At 51.2% G+C, this 19,392-nt stretch carries 17 protein-coding genes; 10 read left to right on the forward strand and 7 right to left on the reverse strand.

Going from position 1 to position 19,392, the window contains the following annotated elements; translation table 11 throughout:
* The first annotated feature begins 15 nt into the window (after positions 1–15).
* A complete protein-coding gene (kdgT, locus tag B9T62_RS33375; protein WP_087919183.1) occupies positions 16–1,023 on the forward strand; it encodes a 2-keto-3-deoxygluconate transporter in 1,008 nt (335 codons plus the stop codon).
* Between the two features lie 996 nt (positions 1,024–2,019).
* Here kdgT and B9T62_RS33380 read toward each other — a convergent pair.
* Positions 2,020–2,439 (reverse strand): VOC family protein, encoded by a 420-nt coding sequence (locus tag B9T62_RS33380; RefSeq protein WP_087919184.1) that lies wholly within the window; start codon positions 2,437–2,439, stop codon positions 2,020–2,022.
* A gap of 113 nt (positions 2,440–2,552) precedes the next feature.
* Here B9T62_RS33380 and B9T62_RS33385 point away from each other — a divergent pair, with 113 nt between their 5' ends.
* From B9T62_RS33385 to B9T62_RS33400, 4 genes are all read left to right on the forward strand, one after another.
* Positions 2,553–3,512: a helix-turn-helix transcriptional regulator gene (locus tag B9T62_RS33385; protein ID WP_087919185.1), complete on the forward strand. Its 960-nt coding sequence runs from the start codon at positions 2,553–2,555 to the stop codon at positions 3,510–3,512.
* 86 nt (positions 3,513–3,598) lie between these two features.
* Positions 3,599–4,180 (forward strand): bifunctional transcriptional activator/DNA repair enzyme AdaA, encoded by a 582-nt coding sequence (locus B9T62_RS33390; protein ID WP_087919186.1) that lies wholly within the window; start codon positions 3,599–3,601, stop codon positions 4,178–4,180.
* Complete coding sequence (locus tag B9T62_RS33395; RefSeq protein ID WP_087919187.1) at positions 4,167–4,730, forward strand: methylated-DNA--[protein]-cysteine S-methyltransferase; 564 nt, start codon at positions 4,167–4,169, stop codon at positions 4,728–4,730. Before B9T62_RS33390 ends, B9T62_RS33395 begins: the two co-directional genes overlap by 14 nt.
* Positions 4,693–5,610: a DNA-3-methyladenine glycosylase family protein gene (locus B9T62_RS33400; RefSeq protein WP_245864198.1), complete on the forward strand. Its 918-nt coding sequence runs from the start codon at positions 4,693–4,695 to the stop codon at positions 5,608–5,610. Before B9T62_RS33395 ends, B9T62_RS33400 begins: the two co-directional genes overlap by 38 nt.
* Positions 5,611–5,672: 62 nt before the next feature.
* Here B9T62_RS33400 and B9T62_RS33405 read toward each other — a convergent pair whose 3' ends face one another.
* Positions 5,673–5,867 (reverse strand): aspartyl-phosphate phosphatase Spo0E family protein, encoded by a 195-nt coding sequence (locus B9T62_RS33405; protein ID WP_087919188.1) that lies wholly within the window; start codon positions 5,865–5,867, stop codon positions 5,673–5,675.
* Between the two features lie 294 nt (positions 5,868–6,161).
* Between B9T62_RS33405 and B9T62_RS33410 the strand changes: the two genes are divergently transcribed.
* From B9T62_RS33410 to B9T62_RS33430, 5 genes are all read left to right on the forward strand, one after another.
* The gene (locus tag B9T62_RS33410; RefSeq protein ID WP_087919189.1) at positions 6,162–7,676 is read left to right on the forward strand and encodes a spore germination protein; all 1,515 of its coding nucleotides are present in this window, start codon (positions 6,162–6,164) and stop codon (positions 7,674–7,676) included.
* Between the two features lie 30 nt (positions 7,677–7,706).
* The gene (locus B9T62_RS33415; RefSeq protein WP_087919190.1) at positions 7,707–8,876 is read left to right on the forward strand and encodes a Ger(x)C family spore germination protein; all 1,170 of its coding nucleotides are present in this window, start codon (positions 7,707–7,709) and stop codon (positions 8,874–8,876) included.
* A gap of 17 nt (positions 8,877–8,893) precedes the next feature.
* Positions 8,894–9,136, forward strand: a complete 243-nt coding sequence (locus B9T62_RS33420) for a hypothetical protein (protein WP_087919191.1) — start codon at positions 8,894–8,896, stop codon at positions 9,134–9,136.
* A 21-nt stretch (positions 9,137–9,157) separates the two neighbouring features.
* Entirely contained in the window at positions 9,158–10,267 is a 1,110-nt protein-coding gene (locus B9T62_RS33425) for a GerAB/ArcD/ProY family transporter (RefSeq protein WP_087919192.1), read from the forward strand.
* Between the two features lie 295 nt (positions 10,268–10,562).
* The gene (locus B9T62_RS33430) at positions 10,563–11,117 is read left to right on the forward strand and encodes a GNAT family N-acetyltransferase (RefSeq protein WP_087919193.1); all 555 of its coding nucleotides are present in this window, start codon (positions 10,563–10,565) and stop codon (positions 11,115–11,117) included.
* A gap of 309 nt (positions 11,118–11,426) precedes the next feature.
* Here the strand turns inward: B9T62_RS33430 and B9T62_RS33435 are convergent, their stop codons facing one another.
* From B9T62_RS33435 to B9T62_RS33460, 5 genes are all read right to left on the reverse strand, one after another.
* On the reverse strand, positions 11,427–12,266 hold the full coding sequence (locus tag B9T62_RS33435; protein WP_087919194.1) for an SDR family oxidoreductase: 840 nt from the start codon (positions 12,264–12,266) through the stop codon (positions 11,427–11,429).
* A 243-nt stretch (positions 12,267–12,509) separates the two neighbouring features.
* On the reverse strand, positions 12,510–14,321 hold the full coding sequence (locus B9T62_RS33440; protein ID WP_157794110.1) for a glycosyltransferase family 2 protein: 1,812 nt from the start codon (positions 14,319–14,321) through the stop codon (positions 12,510–12,512).
* Between the two features lie 768 nt (positions 14,322–15,089).
* Positions 15,090–17,045, reverse strand: a complete 1,956-nt coding sequence (locus tag B9T62_RS41040; protein ID WP_245864200.1) for an HAD-IA family hydrolase — start codon at positions 17,043–17,045, stop codon at positions 15,090–15,092.
* Positions 17,046–17,097: 52 nt separating this feature from the next.
* Positions 17,098–18,459 carry an ABC transporter substrate-binding protein gene (locus B9T62_RS33455; protein WP_087919195.1) on the reverse strand — a complete coding sequence of 454 codons (1,362 nt, stop codon included), beginning with the start codon at positions 18,457–18,459 and terminating at the stop codon, positions 17,098–17,100.
* A gap of 54 nt (positions 18,460–18,513) precedes the next feature.
* Positions 18,514–19,356, reverse strand: coding sequence for a carbohydrate ABC transporter permease (locus tag B9T62_RS33460; protein WP_087919196.1), 843 nt, complete (start codon positions 19,354–19,356; stop codon positions 18,514–18,516).
* Positions 19,357–19,392 lie beyond the last annotated feature (36 nt).

Here is a 19,392-nt window from a genome sequence, read left to right on the forward strand (position 1 = left end):
GTAGGATACACACTTATGAAAATTAAAAAAACGCTAGACCGGATTCCCGGCGGCATGATGCTGGTTCCTTTATTCCTGGGGGCAATTATTCACACCGCTTTCCCTGGTGCCGGAGAATATTTCGGCGGATTCACCAAAGGCCTGATGACAGGCACCGTGCCGATTCTGGCTGTATGGTTCTTCTGCATGGGAGCGGCTATTGATGTAAGAGCAACAGGAACGGTCCTGCGCAAATCGGGAACACTGGTGCTGACTAAAATCGCCGTAGCCTGGGTGGTTGCGATGATTGCGATTCAGTTCATGCCTGAGGGCGGTGTTAAGAGCGGATTCTTCGCTGGCTTGTCCGTGCTTGCCATCATTTCGGCCATGGATATGACCAACGGCGGTCTGTATGCTTCCATTATGCAGCAATATGGCACCAAAGAAGAGTCCGGGGCATTCGTACTGATGTCTCTGGAGTCCGGACCACTTGTAACGATGCTGATTCTGGGCAGTACCGGTGTTGCCGTGTTTGAACCGCATCTGTTCGTTGGTGCTGTGCTTCCGTTCCTGATTGGCTTCATTCTGGGTAACGTCGACCATGATCTGCGTGCTTATTTCGGCAAAGCCACACAAACGTTGATTCCATTCTTCGGATTTGCGCTGGGTAGCTCCATCGACCTTGGTGTTATCGTAGATACAGGTATGTTGGGTATTCTGCTGGGTGTGTTCGTTATTATTATCACAGGTGTACCGCTGATCCTGGCCGACAAATTCATTGGCCGCGGAAACGGGACTGCCGGACTTGCCGCTTCGAGTACAGCCGGTGCAGCCGTAGCCAATCCTATGCTGGTGGCCAACATGAAGCCGGAATTCCTGCCGGCCGCTGAAGCCGCTACCGCATTGGTAGCAGCCTCCGTAATCGTGACTTCCATTCTGGTGCCAATCATCACGGCATACTACTCCGATTACATGAGAAAAAAGAATCCGCCAGCTGCGGATACCAAGATAGATGTCTCCACACCCCAAAAAGCTGTTGTTTAACCTCTGCTAACAACGGTAATAAGAACATTGAAGACCGTCCCGGTTGCTGCTGTAGCGGCGCCGGAGCGGTCTTTTTTGAAAGATAAGAATGTATATGCTTCGCGCAATGAATTAGCCTTATATTTCTCGCAGAAACGGATGCCGCCTCTTGCAGAGGACGGCGAAGCCGTTTCTACTTGTTTGTGGTGCTGATGGTTGGTGCTGATTTCCAGAAGGGTGGGAGTGCGGGCAGGGAGTTTGAAGCGAAACCTGCAAATATACAGTTTTTTGAACTGCGAGTAACCTGCTCAGAGAGAAAGCCTGCAATTGTGCAGGCTTTTCGGGCAAATACAGCTTAAATGTCACTTGGGGTGCTGAAAAGATGTACAAATGCAGGTATTCTGTTCCCCGCGCCCAAGATTGCAGAAAAAAGATGTACAATCGCAGGGATTTCGGCGGGAGCGTTACTTGTAAAGTGAATGATGGTGGGCTGTTGTAGGTTAAATGTGTGTACCTACTTAGATCCCAGTGAGCATATAGAATGTTACCTGGAACGTTTGGAGCAAATAGATGCGAAACTGGTTACTACTTAGGACCCCGCGAGACTCCAAGCCCTTGAACTAGGTAACCTGCATTCTAGCGGACCGTATAGCCCCTATTTCCTCCTATCTGCGATCTTTTGACGTCTTACGGACCGTATAGCCCCTAAGTCGTCAAAACAAGACCTAACCCAAGGTTGTTCTATGGTATAGAGGCTCCTGAGTCCGTTAATCCTGCAAAACGGCCTATGTACAGCAAATAGAGGCTCCTGAGTCCGCAACCGTCTGAAATCGAAGCGAGGGTTACGAGCGAAGAGGGCTAGGGAACCTAAGTAGTAACCGAAACTGCAACTAAATTCAGCCGAATCGCTAACTATATGCTGCACGCCATAAATTATCCTTCTCTTTCTCGCTGAAACGCCCCGTCCTATAAAAGGACGGCGAAGCCGTTTCCACTTGATTGGAATAGAGTAATTTGTCATTTTCTTGTAAATATCTGAAAGGTCACGCCATACTTATCGGTAACCATGCCGTAAGCCGGGCTGAAATAGGTTTGTACCAGCGGGTGCAGCACATGTCCTCCCTCCTCTAGCGCATGAAAGAAGGCAGCGGCTGTCCCGGCATCATCGGTTGTGAGGCAGATCGTCAGTATATTGCCGCTCTGAAGCGGCTGTCCCGGCTCGGAATCGGCGATATACAGCTCGCTGGCTCCAATCTTCAGCAGCGAGTGGGCGATCCGCTGTCCGGTAGCTTCATCCATCGGGTGGGCAGGGTCTGCCGGGCCTTCCCCAAAGGTCTGCTTGAACAGTAATTGGGCTTCAAATACCTGTTGATAGAAGCTTATCGCCGCCTCAGCCTGTCCGTCGAGTGTAATGTAGGGAATCATTTTTGTTGTCATTGTTGATCTCTCCTTATCGGTATATGGATAGTGCTGTTGGTCTTGTGTTTATTCTAGCTTATAATGGTGACAACTATTGTCATGGTTAGCGAATTAAATAGGAGGCTATTATGATGTCCAAGGCTAAACGGCTGCTGGAGCTGATGATGACGGTTAACCGCAAGCGTAAATTTACCGTCAAAGAGCTTGCTGCCGAATTTAATGTATCCTCCAGGACAATCCTGAGAGATTTGCAGGAGCTGGGTGAGTTGGGCGTACCCTTGTATTCGGAAGTGGGTCCGCATGGCGGGTATCAGGTGCTGAAAGAGCGGATATTGCCCCCGATTGCCTTTACAGAGGAAGAGGCGGTAGCGATTTTTTTTGCCAGCCATGCGCTGCGTCACTATACCTCTCTGCCCTTTAAAACAGAAGCTGCTGCAGCCCTGCAGAAATTCTATAACTATATGTCGGGAGAGGTTCGTGACCGTATCGATGAGATGAAGAACCGGATTGATTTCCTGACCCCGGCAAGAGAAGCGGGATTCCCTTATTTATCCCTCCTGCTGGAAGCAGCTATTCAGCAAACCGTAATTCATATCGATTATGAATCCAGGGGTGTCCGGACGGAGAGAGCCATACAGCCGATAGGGATTTATGCCAGCAACGGCCTGTGGTATTGCCCTGCCCATTGTTTCGTCCGTGGCGGAATACGAATCTTCCGCTGTGACAGAATCCATGCGGCTGCTGCCGAGGTTACAGGCATTTCACCGCTGAATCTGCGGCATGTGCATCTGGGGAACAAGGAATCTTTCATGAAGCAAGAACAGGCGCTTGACCCGCATCTTCTGATGCTGCATGTGGAGCTGGACAAGGAAGGCGTTCACCGCTGCGAAGGGGAAATCTGGTCTTCGTCTCTCCTACAGGTACGCGAGGACCGGACAGGCTGGCTGGAAGGGACAATCTCTGGGAGCGAGCTGGACTTTTTTGCCGGATTCATCATCGGACTGGGGAAGGGAGTGACTGTGCAGAAGCCGCCGGAGCTGGTGGAGAAGCTGAAAGAGCTGCTGGCCGGGCTGCTGGAGAAATACATGTAGCTGCTGTCGTAATCTTGCGCTCCTATTGCCATAAGCTGCAAACGGCCCGGACAATCGGATATACTGGCGGTATGAGGTGATTAGCCATGGAACAAGCCTTGTTCGATCAAATATATGAAACGGTTGTGCGGCATGATCCGCTGTATGACGGGGTGTTCTATACAGGGGTGCTGACGACGGGGATTGTCTGCCGCCCCTCCTGCCGGGCGCGCACGCCCAAGGCAGTGAATGTGAGATTCTATCCTTCACTGGAGGAAGCGGTAAGCGCAGGCTTCCGGCCCTGCAAGCGCTGCAGACCGGAGGAGGGCGGGAAGCTGCGTCCTGATGCGGTGCTGGCAGCCCAGGCGGATGCGCTGCTGGAAGCGCGTTATGCGGAGCGGCTAACGCTGGCCGACCTGGCTGCGCCACTGAAGGTCAGCCCGTTCCACCTGCAGCGGACCTACACGCGTGTGACAGGGCGCTCACCGGCTGCCAAGCTGGACGAGGTGCGGCTGACTAAGGTGCGGCAGCAGCTTATGGAGACAGAGCAGCCCATTGCCGAGATCGGCCAAGCGGCAGGCTTCCGCGGAGCGTCGCATTTCGCGGCCTGGTTCGCACGCAAGACGGGGGTGTCCCCGACGGAATTCCGCAAGCAAATCAGAGGAGGACTTGACCATGAATCAACGTGAACGAACAACGATCTACCGCCATCAGCTGATGCTGGGCGAGCGGTCCTGGACCTTATGGGCCACCGACAAGGGATTGGTGCGCCTGTCCTTCTACCACGATGAGGAGCGGATCTCGCAGGCCTGGCTCAGCCGCTATGCCGGTCCGCACCAATTCGTGGAGGACAGGGAGGTATTTACCGAACTGGGGGTGATTCAGCTGCTGGAGAATTATTTCGCGGGCCAGCCGATCAGCTTCACGAGTCTTCCGCTGGACCTGTGGGGAACGGCCTTTCAGCAGGAAGTCTGGACAGGCCTCGCCGGAATTGCCCACGGGCAGGTAGCTACCTACAAGCAGCTGGCCGAGCGAATCGGCAGACCGCAGGCGGTTCGTGCCGTAGGCGCAGCTAACGGGCAGAATCCGCTGCCGGTCATTCTGCCCTGCCACCGGATCATCGGGGCCAATGGCACCCTGACCGGTTACCGGGGCGGACTTGTGCTGAAGCAGGAACTACTACAGCTGGAGGGGATACATCATGTGGGGACAGCCGGACATGAACGATTTGCTTTTTGAGCTGCTGCTGCCGGAACTGTTCGACTACGCCACCTGTCTGGAATACATGGAACGTTCCGCGCTGGAATGCCTGTACCGGGCGGATAGCACTGGGGTTACTCGGCTGTTCGAGCTGGGCAGCGGGCCGCTGCTAATTAAGTTGACCATGAGGGACGGCAGCTTCATACAGGCCAGACTGCTGCATGGCAGCGTGCCCGGAATAGAGGAGCAGGAGCGGCTGGCCCGTTATATCACGGAATGGTTTGATCTGGACCGTGATCTTACGCCCTTTTATACCTTGGCAGCCGCAGATCCGTTGCTGGGGCCACTCGCCGTTCGCTTCCATGGTTTGCGGATTGTAGGGATACCGGACCTGTTTGAAGCGTTATGCTGGGCGATTCTGGGACAGCAGGTCAACCTGGCGTTTGCTTACCGGCTTAAGCAGCGGCTCACGGCGGAATACGGAAGGTCTATGGAATGGGAGGGGCATACGTATTATTGTTTTGCCCGTCCGGAAGATTTGCTGGGCGTATCTGTAGAGGAGCTATGCGCGCTTCAGCTGACCCGCAGCAAAGCCCGCACGATTCTTGAGGTTGCCGCTTTGCTGGCCCGCGGTGAGCTGAGCCGGGAGGCCCTGCTGGACATGCCGTCACCTGAAGCTGCGGAGAAGGAGCTTGTGGCCATTCGCGGGATTGGGCCCTGGACGGCACAGTATGTGCGGATGAGATGCCTGCGCGACCCCTCTTCTTTTCCGGTAGGGGATGTAGGGCTGCAAAATGCCGTGAAGGTACTGACGGGAATGGACAAAAAGCCAACTCCGGCAGAGCTTGTCGGGCTGTCTGTGGGCTGGCGGGGCTGGGAAGCCTATGCCACATTTTATTTGTGGCGGACTTTGTATTAAGCCATACGAGGAATCATAGACAGATACTCTAAGACTCCTCTCATGGATTCGGCTTCTCTCTATCAGATTGTGCGCAGCCTGTCCCCAGTGTGCCTTTCTTGTTGGTAAGAGAGATTATATTGGTTCAGCAGCTCATCCAACGCTACAGATTGCCGAAGTACCTTGGGATGATTGAAGCTGCCATACTGCATCTGCATTTGGTGAAGCTTATATCGTGCTCTTTCAATGCGAATTCGGATCGGTACCGGACTGTCCATGTTGGATTCGCCTCCTTATGTAATATTTTAGATATTAATGTAAAAATATAGGGTATTGGACTTGGCACATTACAGAATTTTAAGGTTCAGCTTCCATAAAAAGACGCTCTCGGTTTAACCGGAGCGTCTTTGCATTTTATTCTTTGGAAGATTGTGTCGAAATGTGCGGTGTTCTTTTGTCGATCATTCAGCGAAGAAAAGGTTCAAATCAAAAATAACTTCGAAACGCATGAATAAAGCTTTTTTGAGTTGAAGATAATTAAAGCAAAGTTCTTACTTCCGGAGGTTAACCACATGAATCAAACGAGCTTTGCCGATACCCGTTCAGAAATGGATACCCAACCGATTTCACCCCTATTGGAGTCTAATTTAAAGTGGCTCGAAACGCGTTTTGAATACTGCGATGATTTATCCGTTTTTCAGTGGCACTTTGGACCGGAGCTCCGACACACAGCATTCTCCGTTTATTTCGATTCGTTATTTGAAAATAAAACATTAAATTATATGAAAGCCTCGCTTCAGGACCTTGTCCCCCACGAAGTAGGCCCTGCAATTACTGTCATTCCTGAAGACGTAATTCGCTTTTTCAGCAACCACGGTGTTTCCTCGCAATCTGCCAAGCTTGTAAACGATCTAAAAGAAGCAAGTGATGATATTGTTACAGGGCATCTTGTTATCTTCTTCAATGGTTGGGAGCAAGCTTTGTCTTACAAAGTTGCTTCACTAATAACTAGGCAAGTGACCGAACCGGGTGCGGAATCCGTAGTTCATGGTCCGCGTGAGAGTACAGTTGAGAATTTACAAAAGAATATCGGTATGTTACGACAGCGGCTAAAAACGCCTAATTTTAAATTAGAAAAGTTTACGCTTGGGGTAGATACCAAAACTGAAGTCAATATCGCTTATTTGATAAATGTAGTTAACTTGGAAGTCTTAGCTGAGTTAAAAAAGCGAATTTCTGGAATGAAGCAAGTTAATGTTCTTGATACCTCTTTTGTTGAAGAGTGGATTGAGGATTCGACTTATTCTCCATTCCCTCAATACCGCTATACAGAACGGCCGGATACCGCTACTGCCGCTTTGTTGGATGGTAAAATCATCGTGCTCGTCGAAGGTACAGGTTCGATTTTAATATGTCCGGGACTTTTTACAGAAATGCATCAATCCTCGGAAGACTATTACCAAAGAAGTATGATTGCTTCCCTGATTCGCCTAATGAGGATATTTGCATTTTTTATTGCTTTAACTTTGCCTAGCATATATATTGCTTTAACGACTTTTCATCCGGAATTGATTCCTACCGTCCTTTTACTTGCCATCATGAATGCGCGTGAGGGAATTCCTTTCCCTGCATTTTATGAAGCCGCCATCATGGAATTTTTCTTTGAACTTCTTCGGGAAGCCGGAGCGCGATTGCCAAGACAGATTGGTGCCACTATAAGTATTGTTGGCGCTCTCGTTATTGGTGAAGCAGCCATATCTGCAGGTATTGCCTCTCCAACGATGGTCGTGGTCGTTGCATTAACCGGAATTGCTTCTTTTGCCATTCCTCAATACAACATGGCTACCGCTATAAGAATTATAAAGATTCCGCTCATGATTTTAAGCACATTCCTGGGCGGATTCGGTCTGATGATAGGTTTTCTCTGGATCTTGCTACATTTAACGAGTCTCAGATCCCTTGGGCAGCCCTATCTAAACCCTCTAGCGCCTCTTCAACCTAAACAATTATTGGATACACTCCTTCGTGCCCCGTTCAAAATTTTACTGCGTTCACCACGCAATAAGCTATTCGGATCTAAAAAATAAAAGGCAATTTCTTTGAAAGAAGGCTCAATTATGCGAAAAATCGCATTTGCCGGCTGTCTGATGGTCTGCGTTCTATTGTTGCCAGGTTGCTGGGACAAGACAGAACTTACGGATCGGTCCTTTATCTTAGGACTTGCCATCGACAAAGCCGATAAAGGAATGGTTGATCTTACTGTGCAAGTATACAAGCCGGTACATTCCGGCGGTTCACAAGGAAAGCAAGGCGGAGATATTTCCTATATCAATGTGCATACTAAGGGTAAAACGATGTTTGATGGGATTCGGGATATTATCCTTCATACAGGACGCAAAGCACAATGGAGCCATTTGCAGGCTATCATTGTTGAAGATCAGTTAGTACAAACTTATCCTGTCGGTGAGGTTTTGGATCTCTTTTATCGGGGTCATGAGGCTAGACTTAGTTCTTCGTTTTTTATTGCCCACGGGAAAGCGTCGCAATATTTGGAAATGAAGCCTTTAATCGAAAAAACAATAAGTCAACAGTTATTGCAAATTACAAAATTTTCCGATCGGCACAATTACAAAACGACCGACACTTCTTTACTTGATCTTTTCCTCGGTCTTCGCAGCCAGACAGGGATTTCGTTAGTTCCTTACATCACAAAAAGCGGAGAAAAAGAAGAAGAGCTGGTGGCTAACGGAATGGCAGTCTTAAAAAATGGAAAATGGAAGGGGACCGTTTCTTCTCAAGATTCGCGAATGATACATATGTTGCTTAATAAGTATAAGGGTGGAATTATCCGCGTTCCGTGCGAAACTCAAAGCGATTCGAGCGATGCAAGCGACAATTCCCTGGAAGTATTATCTTTCCATTCCAAACTAAAACCGCGAATTGAAGGTGAAGCAGTCAAACTTCAAGTATTCGTTCAGTTTTCAGCAGCTATTGGAGAGATGAGGTGCACGAAATTAAAAACTCCGGAAGATGAAAAAGAATTTGCTGAAACTGCAGCTCGGACAGTTGAACAATCTTTAAGAAAAACTTTGGACCAAATGAAACAAAAGAAATTAGACCTGATTGGATTAGGAGACCGGATTTATCGTAAAGATCCAGCCCAATGGAAAAGGTGGAAGAGGAATTGGGGAGAGCGTTTCGCTGATACTCAAATCGACATTAAAGTAAAAGTTGAAATAAAGAATAGCGGAACTGCAATACCAAAACCGCTTTCTATGGACAAGTAGCGAAGGAGCACTAACGGATGGCTGAAAAAATGATTGTTGTGATTTCGGGTTATTTGTTAATGACGTTCTATAATCTTGCCAAAACAAAGAAAATGATGCTGCGCGACAAAATCACATATGGAGTGACCGTTATTGTCTCTATTTATCTTGGTATTGAGTATGTTGGGGAATTTGGAATGCCGATTCTTCATGACATTGCATCATGGCTGTATAAAGATTTGGGTCATAGAATTGTCGAGTATTTAGACAAAAATTCTTAGAAAAGGAGCAGAATAATCTTTATGAATAAGCAAATCATAAGTCAAGAACAATTGATCGTATTGTTTTTTGTTTATTTGACTGGCTCAGTTATTGTAAACCTTCCCGGTCCGTTAATTGGATTCGCCCATAACGGTGTGTGGATATCTCTGCTGCTCTCCGGCGCGTTTGCCATGATTCAATTGCTGCTTGTCCTTTACTTGGATAAGGAATATCCCGGACGATCTTTTAGTGAATATAGCCAAGCTGTTTTGGGAAGATGGCCCGCCATTGTTATTGCTATCCCGTTTATTTCGCTCTTGTTTGAAATGAGTACTGATATCGTACATGAAGTAGGTAAATATGTTAACAGTTCTTTAATGAGGCAAACTCCCCAATACATATTCGATATGTTTATCTTCACCACAGTGGCCATAACTGTACGTGCAGGGATTGAAGTCATGAGTAGAATGTTTACCATTTTAATCTTCGTCGTGCTGCTGTTCATCATCTTGACTATGTTGTTGTCCTTTCCTAATTATCACAGCGAATTTCTTTTACCTATTCTTCCTGACGGAATCAAACCTGTATTACATGGCGCCTACCTTTCATATGGTTTCACCCACGCAGAACCGGTCTTGCTTGCCCTTCTCCTTCCTTTTGTTCGTCGGCCGACCCGGGGTTTACATAAAAAACTGATTATTGCGTTTGTTATTAGTGTTATCACATTGATTGCGGTCACGATATCAACCATTCTTGTTTTCGGACCCTTAGCCGGGGAAAGAAAATATTCGATGGTAGAGGTTGCACGAATAATTAATGTACAACCTATTATTCAGCGGGTAGAATTCATTGTTGGGATAGCTTTAATCGTAAGTTCCTACATGAAAGCTTGCATTACACTCTTCATATTAAATCAATTCATTGTACGTATATGTAAGTTAAAGGATGAGAAAGTGTTTATACTTCCTCTGGCTTTTATCAATATGATATGTGCTTTTATTTTACAAAGAAGCGAAACAAAATTGACCGAGCACATCTCGGTAGTCCTTCCCATTTGGAAGTTGACCGGATTTACAATTCCTCTGTTACTCGTGGTTACAATTCATCTGCTGAAGAAAAGGTTTGGCCTAAAAAAGACGCCGACCAAATGAGAGGATCGGCGTGACCCATTCTGATTTTATCCCAAATTATGTGAATATGTTCACATGAGTAACATGCCCTAGACCATTCGGGGGAATTCTCTAATTATATAAGATGAACTTAAGAATGGAGTAGTGAGGTTGCCAGAAAGCCTGATGCATAGGGCTTCCCTGGCAACTCCGTATGTAACATTCTTAAGTTCACGTTCTATAATTGGAAATTTGGGACTCCCCGGGAGTTTGCACTAGTGTTAATATTTACATTAACTAGGATCGAGCAATCAAAGAAACAGGGGAGCGAAGAGTTATGAGTAGACAAGCGGCTTTATTGACAGGAGATCGGGTGATTCTGCGTCCGGTGAATGCGGATGATGCGGAGTGGATGTACGAAAGCTTTTATAGTGAAGAGACGCGCAGACTGACGGGTACACAGAAACATTATACGAAGGAGCAAATCGCCCGGTATATTGAGGCCAAAGCGGGGGATGACACATCAGTGCTGCTGTTAATTGCCTTGCGGGCAAACGGGGAGGTCATCGGCGATATCGCCATTCAGGATATGGACCGCAATAACCGTACGGCCAATTTGCGGATTGCGATCAATGAGCCGGAACATCAGGGCAAGGGCTATGGGCAGGAGGCGCTGCTCCTGATGCTGGATTATGGATTTGGCATACTGAATCTGCACCGGGTCGAGCTGGAGGTATTCGCCTACAACCCGCGTGCGGCCCATGTATATGAGAAGGTGGGATTTGTTAGAGAAGGCGTGCGGCGGCAGGCGCTGTATTATAACCACGAATATCATGATGTTATCCTGATGTCGATGCTGGCGGAGGAGTATAGATTGCGCTATTTGAGGTAATGTGAGCAGTGAAAGAGGTAAACCTGCAAATGTGCAGGAATTTCTGGCCGTCTCCACGGCAACCTTGATAGTATCCTCTATGGCTGCTCGGTAGATGGACATCATCCGGCCGATTGATCTGTAGAATGGGTTACTTTTTAGATCCCAGCGAGGATTTAGCGGTTGCTATGGAACGTCTGCGAAAAAACCGCTGAATGGCGGCTTGCAGCATGCTCGCCGTTCAACGGTTCTCTGCGACCCTCCACCCAGCGGCTCACAGCACGTCCGTTAGCGGTTCCCGGGTAGCCCCCATCCAGTGGGGCTGCCTTTTTACATATTCAGCTGAAGCTTGCGGGTGCTGAGCACGCCTTCAAGGCCGGTCGGATCAGTGGCCACCTTGCAGGCCACAAATTGTTCGGCCCGCTCGGAGGTGCGCAGGCGCAGCGGCTTGGTCTCCATCCGCACCAGCTCCAGCATCACCTCTGCTACGGATTCCGCCGTCTGCGGTTCAACGTTCCGCTCCAGGAAGGTGGCTCTGTACGCATCAAGGATGGGTTTGTATTCATCCTCCAGTACCCCGCCGGTGCTCGCCACATGCCCCATTACGGTATTGTTGAATTCTGTAGCAATCGCCCCGGGCTCCAGCAGCGTGATGTCAATATTGAACAATGGCTTGTAGTAGGTAGCCATACTCTCCAATAGCCCTTCCAGCGCGAACTTGCTGGCGCAGTAGATTTCGTTCATCGGCTGTCCGACCAGCCCGCCTACGCTGGAGGTGGCTACAATATGTGACGACCCGCTGAGCCGCATCAGCGGCAGAGCTGCCTGAATCGTATGCATCACGCCATATACATTGGTATCAAACAGCTTGCGGACATCCTCCATCGGCGCCTGACCAAGCGATCTTAAGTACCCGTAGCCTGCATTGCAGAACAAGACGTCAAGTCTGCCCTGTTCGCACTCAATCCGTTCGACTACTGTCTGTGCGGCATTTGGGTCAGTAACATCCAGTTCTACCCAATGCAGCCCTTTGATTTCCCCATGCTGCTGTTGTTCGCGTTCCAGGTGGCGGGTGCCGGCGTAGACGGTCCAGCCTTCGTGGGCGAAGGCTAGTGCCGAAGCGAGACCGATCCCGCTTGAAGCACCGGTAATGCAGATAATTTGGCTCATATAACTGAATGCCTCCTTGGTTGTTTGTATACTATTACCCCTATTACATATTGATATCCCGGGAACTTCCGGGCATTCCGAGCTTCCGTAGGGGTCCTGATCCGGCTATTCAGGAAAAAGACAGCAGCATGTCCAATGACAGTTATGACGCTGGATTAAGGATCATTGCTGGTAAGAGGAATTATATGTAAGGCTGACACCGCCTGGATCAGGGCAGCCGGTGTGCAGCCTGTTTGTTGTGCCTTATTCCACCCAAGCCACCAGCCGGGGGAATTCGTCCAGAATGGAATCATACTGCTCCTTCCAGCCGTATTGTCCATCAGGATCAAGCTGCATGTAGCGCAAATATTTCTCCAGCCGGTATTCCGGCTTCGACCAGCCAAGATGCTTCAGCCGCAGATTGCTCAACTGATGGGGCAGCTCAAAAATATTCTCCGGCAGCCGGCCGCAATGCTGCGGCAATTCATACCACACATAATCGAAATCGCCTCTGTAGCGGAGCAGAAACGGCCGGTAGCTCAGATGGGAACGCCAGTAGGCATCCTCGCGGTAATGGCTGTCGTTCCAGAAATCATACAGCCGGAAGCAGAACAGATCGACCTGCGGGTCGCGCAGCAGGTCATCAATCTCCGTGGCAAACGACGCTTCAAACAGCTCGTCGCTGTCCAGATTCAGAATCCATTCCGGTTCTGTGGCGATAACCGCCTCCCACTGCTGCTTGCGCAGCTCAATCTCATTGCTAAACTTGGAGCGGGTGTTCCGCACCAGCTGCACAGGAATTCCCTCCAGCACCTCCAGGCAGATTGCTGCTGTGTCATCGGTGCTGCTATCATCGACAATGACCGCTGCGTCGATGTATTTGCGGTGCTCCTCCAGCACCTGGCGCAGGAAGCGGCCGCCCTCTTTCTTGACGACCATGGTCAGCGTCAGCTTGGGGCGTGTCAGCGCCGAAGCTGTGCCGGCGGTTATTTCATTGGCTGTGTCAGGAACAGGGCTTGGCTGCGCCGGAGTGGTGTCTGCCACAGCTTCATGTTCTGGCTGGGCCGAATCTGTAGCGGCTGCAGCGTCCGGAGTGAGAGCTGACGGGGCAGCATCTGTGTCCGTCACAGCTTCCAGGGAGAGTTCTGGCTGGGCCGAATCTGTAGCAGCTACAGATTCGGAGGCCAGCTGTGGCTGCTCCGATTCCAGTGCTGCTGCGTTCAACTGAGGCAACGGCTCGGACAGCCCGCTGGCGTGCTGCCCGCCGCCGTTCTGCTTAATGAAATCGGCCACCTTCCCCAGATCACTGTCCCTGTACAGGTGCAGCGCGGGGTAATGGGTGTCGACGAACAGCGGAATTCCAAGCGCGGCGGCGCGGATGCAGAAGTGGCGATCTTCTCCCCAGTAGGAGATATTCTTGACTTGATGGTAGCTGGCGCCGGTGAGGATGGCCTTGCGGCTAATCAGGGTGCAGGCGCCCAGGCCGCCAACCTCGTAGATGCCCGGTTCTTTAAGCTTGGCCAGGAATTCATGGAACCGGCGGTTAATTTCCTCCGGCTTCAGCTGTTCTCCGGGCAGCAGCTCCCACTGATTGTATTCATCATGCATCCATACCTGGGGCTGGTGCAGCGTACCCGGCTGCCACTGGGTCCAGAATACCTCGGAGATGATATCTTTGTCAGTGCTGATGAGATGCTTCAACGTATCGGGATGAAGAATGAGGTCGGAATCAATCAGGAAAAGATAATCATATTCCAGCGTTCCGGCCCGCTGAATCATCAGATTCTTGAAGTTGGCTACTTTCCAGACCAGATTCGAGTTCCAGAAATGGGTGGTGTCATTGCGGATATAGGCATCCCGGTAGCCGGAGGGCTGAATCAGTATATGGCTGCCCGGAGGCTCGAACTGCTTCAGCAGCAGGCGTGAGGCGTCGTCTTCATTGTCATCGATCAGAAAATAGTCAAGCTGAAGCCCCTCCGTGTCTAACCGGAGCAGGGACTCCAGAAACGGCTGCAGAATATGCGGCTTCTGGTGAATCGGGCTGCCGAGCAGCACACGTGTGTTGTTGTCCTTCATCGCTGGCCTAACTCCTCCTGTCCATAGCTGTTATAGAGTATATGTGTTTAACATATTCAATATAGTCAGGCAGGGACTGAGCACAGCGGTTTATTTCTGAATATAGGACGCCGGGCTAACCCATTCTGATCCAACTGTCGCTCCAGCCGAATAAGTTACTTATAGGGAGTTTCTCATGCGAAATGAGTAGATTGGGTCCTCAGACCCAATTCTAGAAGCTCGAAAAATTAATTAGTTGCGAAAACGCATCTAATTAGCCGGTTTTTTTCATTTTAGAGGAAATAAGTGCGAATACGCACCTATTTTGGACGTTTGAGCGTTCCAGGAGTGATTTACTCGAAATTAGTTGCAGATTTGCACTTATTCGACTGCTAATGGACGTTTCGGTTGAATTTAGTTGCAGTTTTGCATCTAATTCTCTGAAAGCTCTACGACAGCACTCTAAATCCTCGCTGGAACCTAAGTAGTAACCAGTTTCGCATCTATTTGCTTCAAGCGTGCCAGACAAACTTCTAAATCCTCTCTGTAACTTAACTCTGTAACCTAACTCTGTAACCTAACTCTCTAACTTAACTCGCTGAGATTTGAGTAGTAACGCAGCCTCTTTTTACAGTCTTCTTCCGTTGCATGCTACTCTCCCGGTTACAGCGACAAGGTACAGCATTAAGCCAAACAGGCACCCCCGAATCAACCCGGGAGTGCCTGTAGCTGTGTATGGCGACTGTTAATCGCATGTAGGTTAGATCGTCGAATCAAAAGTTAGAAGCTTCAGCTGCTGGAACTCACGGTGTCCAGGTTCAACGCCACCTCATACTGCGCCGAATCGATCCAGGCGGCATTCATGAAATCCCTGCCCCGGACAACAACCCGGTCAGAGTAGACCTCCACATAATAGCCTTGGCTGCCAGTCTTGTGTTTGTCCTCATTGGTCCACAGGTAAGCTACCGAGGACGCATTAAACATGGTGGCTGTCCGGCCGTGGCCGGGGAACATTGTATTGTCCACCTCCAGCTCCCAGTGGGTGTGCCCCGTGAAGAGCAGGGTCTGTGGGAACTTCGCCAGAATGGACCGCAGCTGCTGGTCCTGGGTCACGCCGTACCATTCCTGAGCTTCCAATGAGCCTGCTACCGTATCCTTCAGCGGCTGGTGCAGGAACAGGAATACGGGACGGGCACCCGCTGTCTGCTCATTCGTGACCCGCTGACCTGCCATACGCTCGCTTGCATCTCGTTCACCGGCCGCCTGCTCGCCAGCACTCCGCCCATCGGCAACGCGTACACCGGCCGCCTGCTCGTCAGCAGTCGACACCTCCGCAACGCGGCCAGCCATAACGCTCTCACCCTCGGCCTCCACGCCAGCGGTCCGACCTCCCGCATCCTGCCAGTCAGCAACCGCGCCCCCCGGCCCTTGCTCGTCCAGCTTCTGCTCCAGCCACTGGAGCTGCTGCTCGGAGAGGTCGCAGAAGGAAGGCAGGCCTTGTTCTGTGCCCAGGAAGATGAAATGATAGCCGTCTATCCAGTGATCGTGGTAGGGGCCGGGCATGCCGGTTTCGGCTTCGTATAACGCCAGCCGGGATTCCCAGTGCCCAAGGCCGACATCGTGGTTGCCAAGTGTGAAGGTGATGTCTGGAAGCTTGGCTTTGTACTTGTTGACGATCCGCACCATCTCCTCATACTCCTGGGGGAAGCCGTGATCGGTCACATCGCCGATGTGCATGATGCCGCTGCTGCCTTGGCCGTGGGCGGCGATGTCCTGCAGCGCCCGCTCGAAGTTCAGGTTGTATTCATGGCTGGCATCGGTGGTAACATGGGTATCCGTAATAATCTGAAAAGTGATTATCGGTTGTTGACCGGTATGCCTGTTGACGTGTGTGCTCATCTGTGAAATTCCCCCTTTGAGGTTGTGGAGTTGATCAAGCTGAGGCTCAGGTTCTCCGCCGAGGCTCAGCTCTTCATAGGAATGTATGATTACGTCTGCATCCTGCAGCACATGAGGTTTCACCCCGCCAGCCGGATCGCCGGTAATCCCGATGGCTGCCGCAGCACCAGCCGCCCGGGCCATCCGCATATCACCGTTCGTGTCGCCGATGACGGCTACGCGGGAAGGATCAACGCCAAGCCGGCCACAGGCCAGCTGAACCATGTCCGGGAAGGGCTTGCCGCGCTCGACCAGATCTGTGCCAATGATGGCGGTGAAGTAATGGCGGATGCCCAGCCAGCTGAGATGCTTCTCGGCGGCATCGGTCTCATCGGCGGTTACTACAGCCACCGTCAGTCCGCGGCTGGCGCATTCGCCAAGAAAGCGCTCAAGCCCGGGCAGCGGCCGCACCGGCCGCTGCGATTCCATCAGAGCGTCGGCTTCCCGGCGGCACTGTTCCACCAGTTCCATGGCTTCGGCCCAGGACATTCCGCGCAGGTAGCCCTGCCAGGCCAGAATGGCATAGAGATCAGCCATCGTACCCATCGCCAGTGCGCCATTGCGGTCATAATCTGTGATCTGCCCATCGCTGCCATGAACCGTCCCTAACAAGGAAGGCAGCAGCTCTGTCCCGATCTCCGCCATGCCCCGCAGCTGCAGCTGCCGGCTGAAGCTGCCGAGGAAGCTCTCGCCCCAGCGTCCCCAGAGCGAGACGAATTGCAGCAGCGTCCCATCCTTGTCGAACAGGATAGCCGATACAGAGTAGCTTCCCTGCGGGGTGATAAGCTCAGTTAATCGCTCAGTCATAAATGCCTCCATGGTATAGGTGATGGGTCCATCCACTTGCTCAGACTCAGGCTTACTTCTTGATTTTGTCCAGAGCAGCTTGTGCAGTTTCCTGCGCTTCCTTCAACGCTTCCGCCGCTGGAATATTCTCAATCTGCACCTTGTCTGCCGCGATGGTCAGAGCGTCATTGATCTTGCCGCCGGTAGGGTCCTGGAATGGCTCGGAGCCATGGGCAGCCTGCTTCAGCGGGATCATGCTCTGTGGATTGCTCTCACTGAACGTAACAAATGCAGGATCTTCCAGTGCCGATTGGCGGACAGCGATGTAGCCGGTATTCATCGACCAGAAGGCTGTGTTCTCGGTATTGGTGAAATAGCTCAGCCATTTCATCGCCGCCTGCTGCTCGGCTTCACTTGCCTTGGCCGGAATACCGGCCATAATCGCCTGCGCTACCGGCTTGCCTTCGCCGACACCTGCCCAGCCCGGCTGTTCCATAGCCGACACGATGCTGAAGTCCAGGTCTCCCTGGTCGCCGCTGGAGCCGGTATACCCTGCGGCCTGGCCTTTCATCACATCATCGATCGTTTTGTACCAATATTCCCAGCCCTGACCGCCGGAATGAATCCGCATAATCTGATCCTCGTGAATCCATTTGCGGAAGGATTCCCAGGTTTCGATCCATTCCGGCGAGTCGATCAGCACCTGGCTGCCGTCTTCGCTGAGAATGCTGCCGCCTTTGCTCAGGGTGGCATCGATCATGTTGCCGGAGCCCCACATCGGCTCCCAGCCGTAGACGGTTGTTTTGCCGCCTTCCTTGACCGTCATTTGGGCAGCTGCTGCCGCCAGATCCTCCCAGGTCTTCAGACTCGCCGGATCAATACCATTCTTCTCCATAGCGTCCTTGCGGTAATACATCACCTGCGTAGTTCCGTACATCGGAAGGAAATATTGCTTCCCGTCCACCTGGCCCTGACTCAGGAAGGTCTGGACGAAATCGTCACGGTTGAAATCTGCCTGCTGTTCAATTAGCGTGTCGACAGGGGCGAAATAACCTTTTTTGGCCCAATCTACATTGGAGGACAGCACGGCGGCAGGAACTTTTCCGGTGGCGATGGCTGCCTGAAGCTTCTGCTCGGTTTCCGTATAGTCAGCCTGGACGATGCCTTTGACAATGACCTCCTGCTGCGAGGCATTGAACTTCTGGATCAGCACATCCATGTTCTCTCCCAGCTTGCCGCCGAGTCCATACCAGAATTCAATGGTTACCGGATCTTTGGGGGTTGCAGTGCTGTCTGCGGCAACCGCAGAACCGCTGGTCTCCGCCGGGCTGTTAGCGGCTGTAACATTGCCTCCGGCTGAATTATCTCCGCAGGCAGTAAGCAGGGTGAAGGCTGCAATCAAGGGCAGGGCCGTAAGCTTCTTGGATAAGGTCATGATCATTCTCCTTTGGAATCATAATAGTGCAGAGCAGTTGCTGCATGGGCCGGATCATCCTTTGCTGGAACCGGCAGTCATGTTGACACTTTGCATAATGGTCTTCTGGGCGATGGCGAACACAAGCAGCAGTGGAGCGATGGTGAAGGCGCTGGCGGCCATAATCAGCGGCCACTTCAGGCCGTAGGCACCTCCTTCAACGAAGAAGCTGCGCAGTCCGGCAGACACCAGCTGCAGGTTGGGATCTTTGGTGATCAGCATCGGCCAGAAATAGTTGTTGTACTGGTCAATGAAGGTAATCAAGGCCAGCACGGCGAACGAAGACCGTGTAACCGGCACCAGCAGGGTCCAGAGAATCCGCATATGGGAAGCTCCGTCGGCTTCTCCGGCTTCGACAAGCTCATGAGGCACCTGGATAAACGCCTGACGGATCAGAAATATCGAGAATACACTCACACAGTTCGACAGAATCAGCCCGGCATATGAATCCAGCAGATGCAGCTCAGAGAGAACGAGATAACCCGGCAGATAGACTGCTGTGGCCGGAACCATATAGCCGAACAGGATAATGCCGGCGAATAGACCCTTCAGGCGGAATTTCATATGGGTAAGCGCGTAGGCCATCATCCCGGAGTTGATCACCTGGAGCAGCACAATGGAACCGGCGACAAAGATGCTGTTGCCCATGTACCGGAAGAACGGTGCTTCATTCCAGGCGGCGGCGAAATTGCCCCACAGCGGGTCCTGCGGCCACAGAGTGGGCGGGGATTGCCAGATTTCATCATTGGTTTTGAGTGCGCTGGTGACCATCCAATAGAAAGGGAAGGCCATGAGCAGCGCCAGAGCGGCAAAAAAAAGCGGGCGGGCCACTTTGCCAAATTGTCTGAGAACGAGCATCCAGAGTCCTCCATTTCGTGATTTTGCATCAATATA

The sequence above is a fragment of the Paenibacillus donghaensis genome (genome assembly GCF_002192415.1).
In the GTDB taxonomy this organism is placed as follows: domain Bacteria; phylum Bacillota; class Bacilli; order Paenibacillales; family Paenibacillaceae; genus Paenibacillus_AQ; species Paenibacillus_AQ donghaensis.

What these genes read in the sequence shown, in the direction of transcription:
- B9T62_RS33440 (WP_157794110.1), bottom strand. Translation starts at nt 14,321, where the DNA reads ATGAAGGACAACAACACACGTGTGCTGCTCGGCAGCCCGATTCACCAG.
- B9T62_RS33405 (WP_087919188.1), bottom strand. Translation starts at nt 5,867, where the DNA reads ATGGACAGTCCGGTACCGATCCGAATTCGCATTGAAAGAGCACGATAT.
- B9T62_RS33425 (WP_087919192.1), top strand. Translation starts at nt 9,158, where the DNA reads ATGAATAAGCAAATCATAAGTCAAGAACAATTGATCGTATTGTTTTTT.
- kdgT (WP_087919183.1), top strand. Translation starts at nt 16, where the DNA reads ATGAAAATTAAAAAAACGCTAGACCGGATTCCCGGCGGCATGATGCTG.
- B9T62_RS33430 (WP_087919193.1), top strand. Translation starts at nt 10,563, where the DNA reads ATGAGTAGACAAGCGGCTTTATTGACAGGAGATCGGGTGATTCTGCGT.
- B9T62_RS33415 (WP_087919190.1), top strand. Translation starts at nt 7,707, where the DNA reads ATGCGAAAAATCGCATTTGCCGGCTGTCTGATGGTCTGCGTTCTATTG.
- B9T62_RS33420 (WP_087919191.1), top strand. Translation starts at nt 8,894, where the DNA reads ATGGCTGAAAAAATGATTGTTGTGATTTCGGGTTATTTGTTAATGACG.
- B9T62_RS33380 (WP_087919184.1), bottom strand. Translation starts at nt 2,439, where the DNA reads ATGACAACAAAAATGATTCCCTACATTACACTCGACGGACAGGCTGAG.
- B9T62_RS33410 (WP_087919189.1), top strand. Translation starts at nt 6,162, where the DNA reads ATGAATCAAACGAGCTTTGCCGATACCCGTTCAGAAATGGATACCCAA.
- B9T62_RS33385 (WP_087919185.1), top strand. Translation starts at nt 2,553, where the DNA reads ATGTCCAAGGCTAAACGGCTGCTGGAGCTGATGATGACGGTTAACCGC.
- B9T62_RS33395 (WP_087919187.1), top strand. Translation starts at nt 4,167, where the DNA reads ATGAATCAACGTGAACGAACAACGATCTACCGCCATCAGCTGATGCTG.
- B9T62_RS41040 (WP_245864200.1), bottom strand. Translation starts at nt 17,045, where the DNA reads ATGACTGAGCGATTAACTGAGCTTATCACCCCGCAGGGAAGCTACTCT.
- B9T62_RS33390 (WP_087919186.1), top strand. Translation starts at nt 3,599, where the DNA reads ATGGAACAAGCCTTGTTCGATCAAATATATGAAACGGTTGTGCGGCAT.
- B9T62_RS33400 (WP_245864198.1), top strand. Translation starts at nt 4,693, where the DNA reads ATGTGGGGACAGCCGGACATGAACGATTTGCTTTTTGAGCTGCTGCTG.
- B9T62_RS33455 (WP_087919195.1), bottom strand. Translation starts at nt 18,459, where the DNA reads ATGACCTTATCCAAGAAGCTTACGGCCCTGCCCTTGATTGCAGCCTTC.
- B9T62_RS33460 (WP_087919196.1), bottom strand. Translation starts at nt 19,356, where the DNA reads ATGCTCGTTCTCAGACAATTTGGCAAAGTGGCCCGCCCGCTTTTTTTT.
- B9T62_RS33435 (WP_087919194.1), bottom strand. Translation starts at nt 12,266, where the DNA reads ATGAGCCAAATTATCTGCATTACCGGTGCTTCAAGCGGGATCGGTCTC.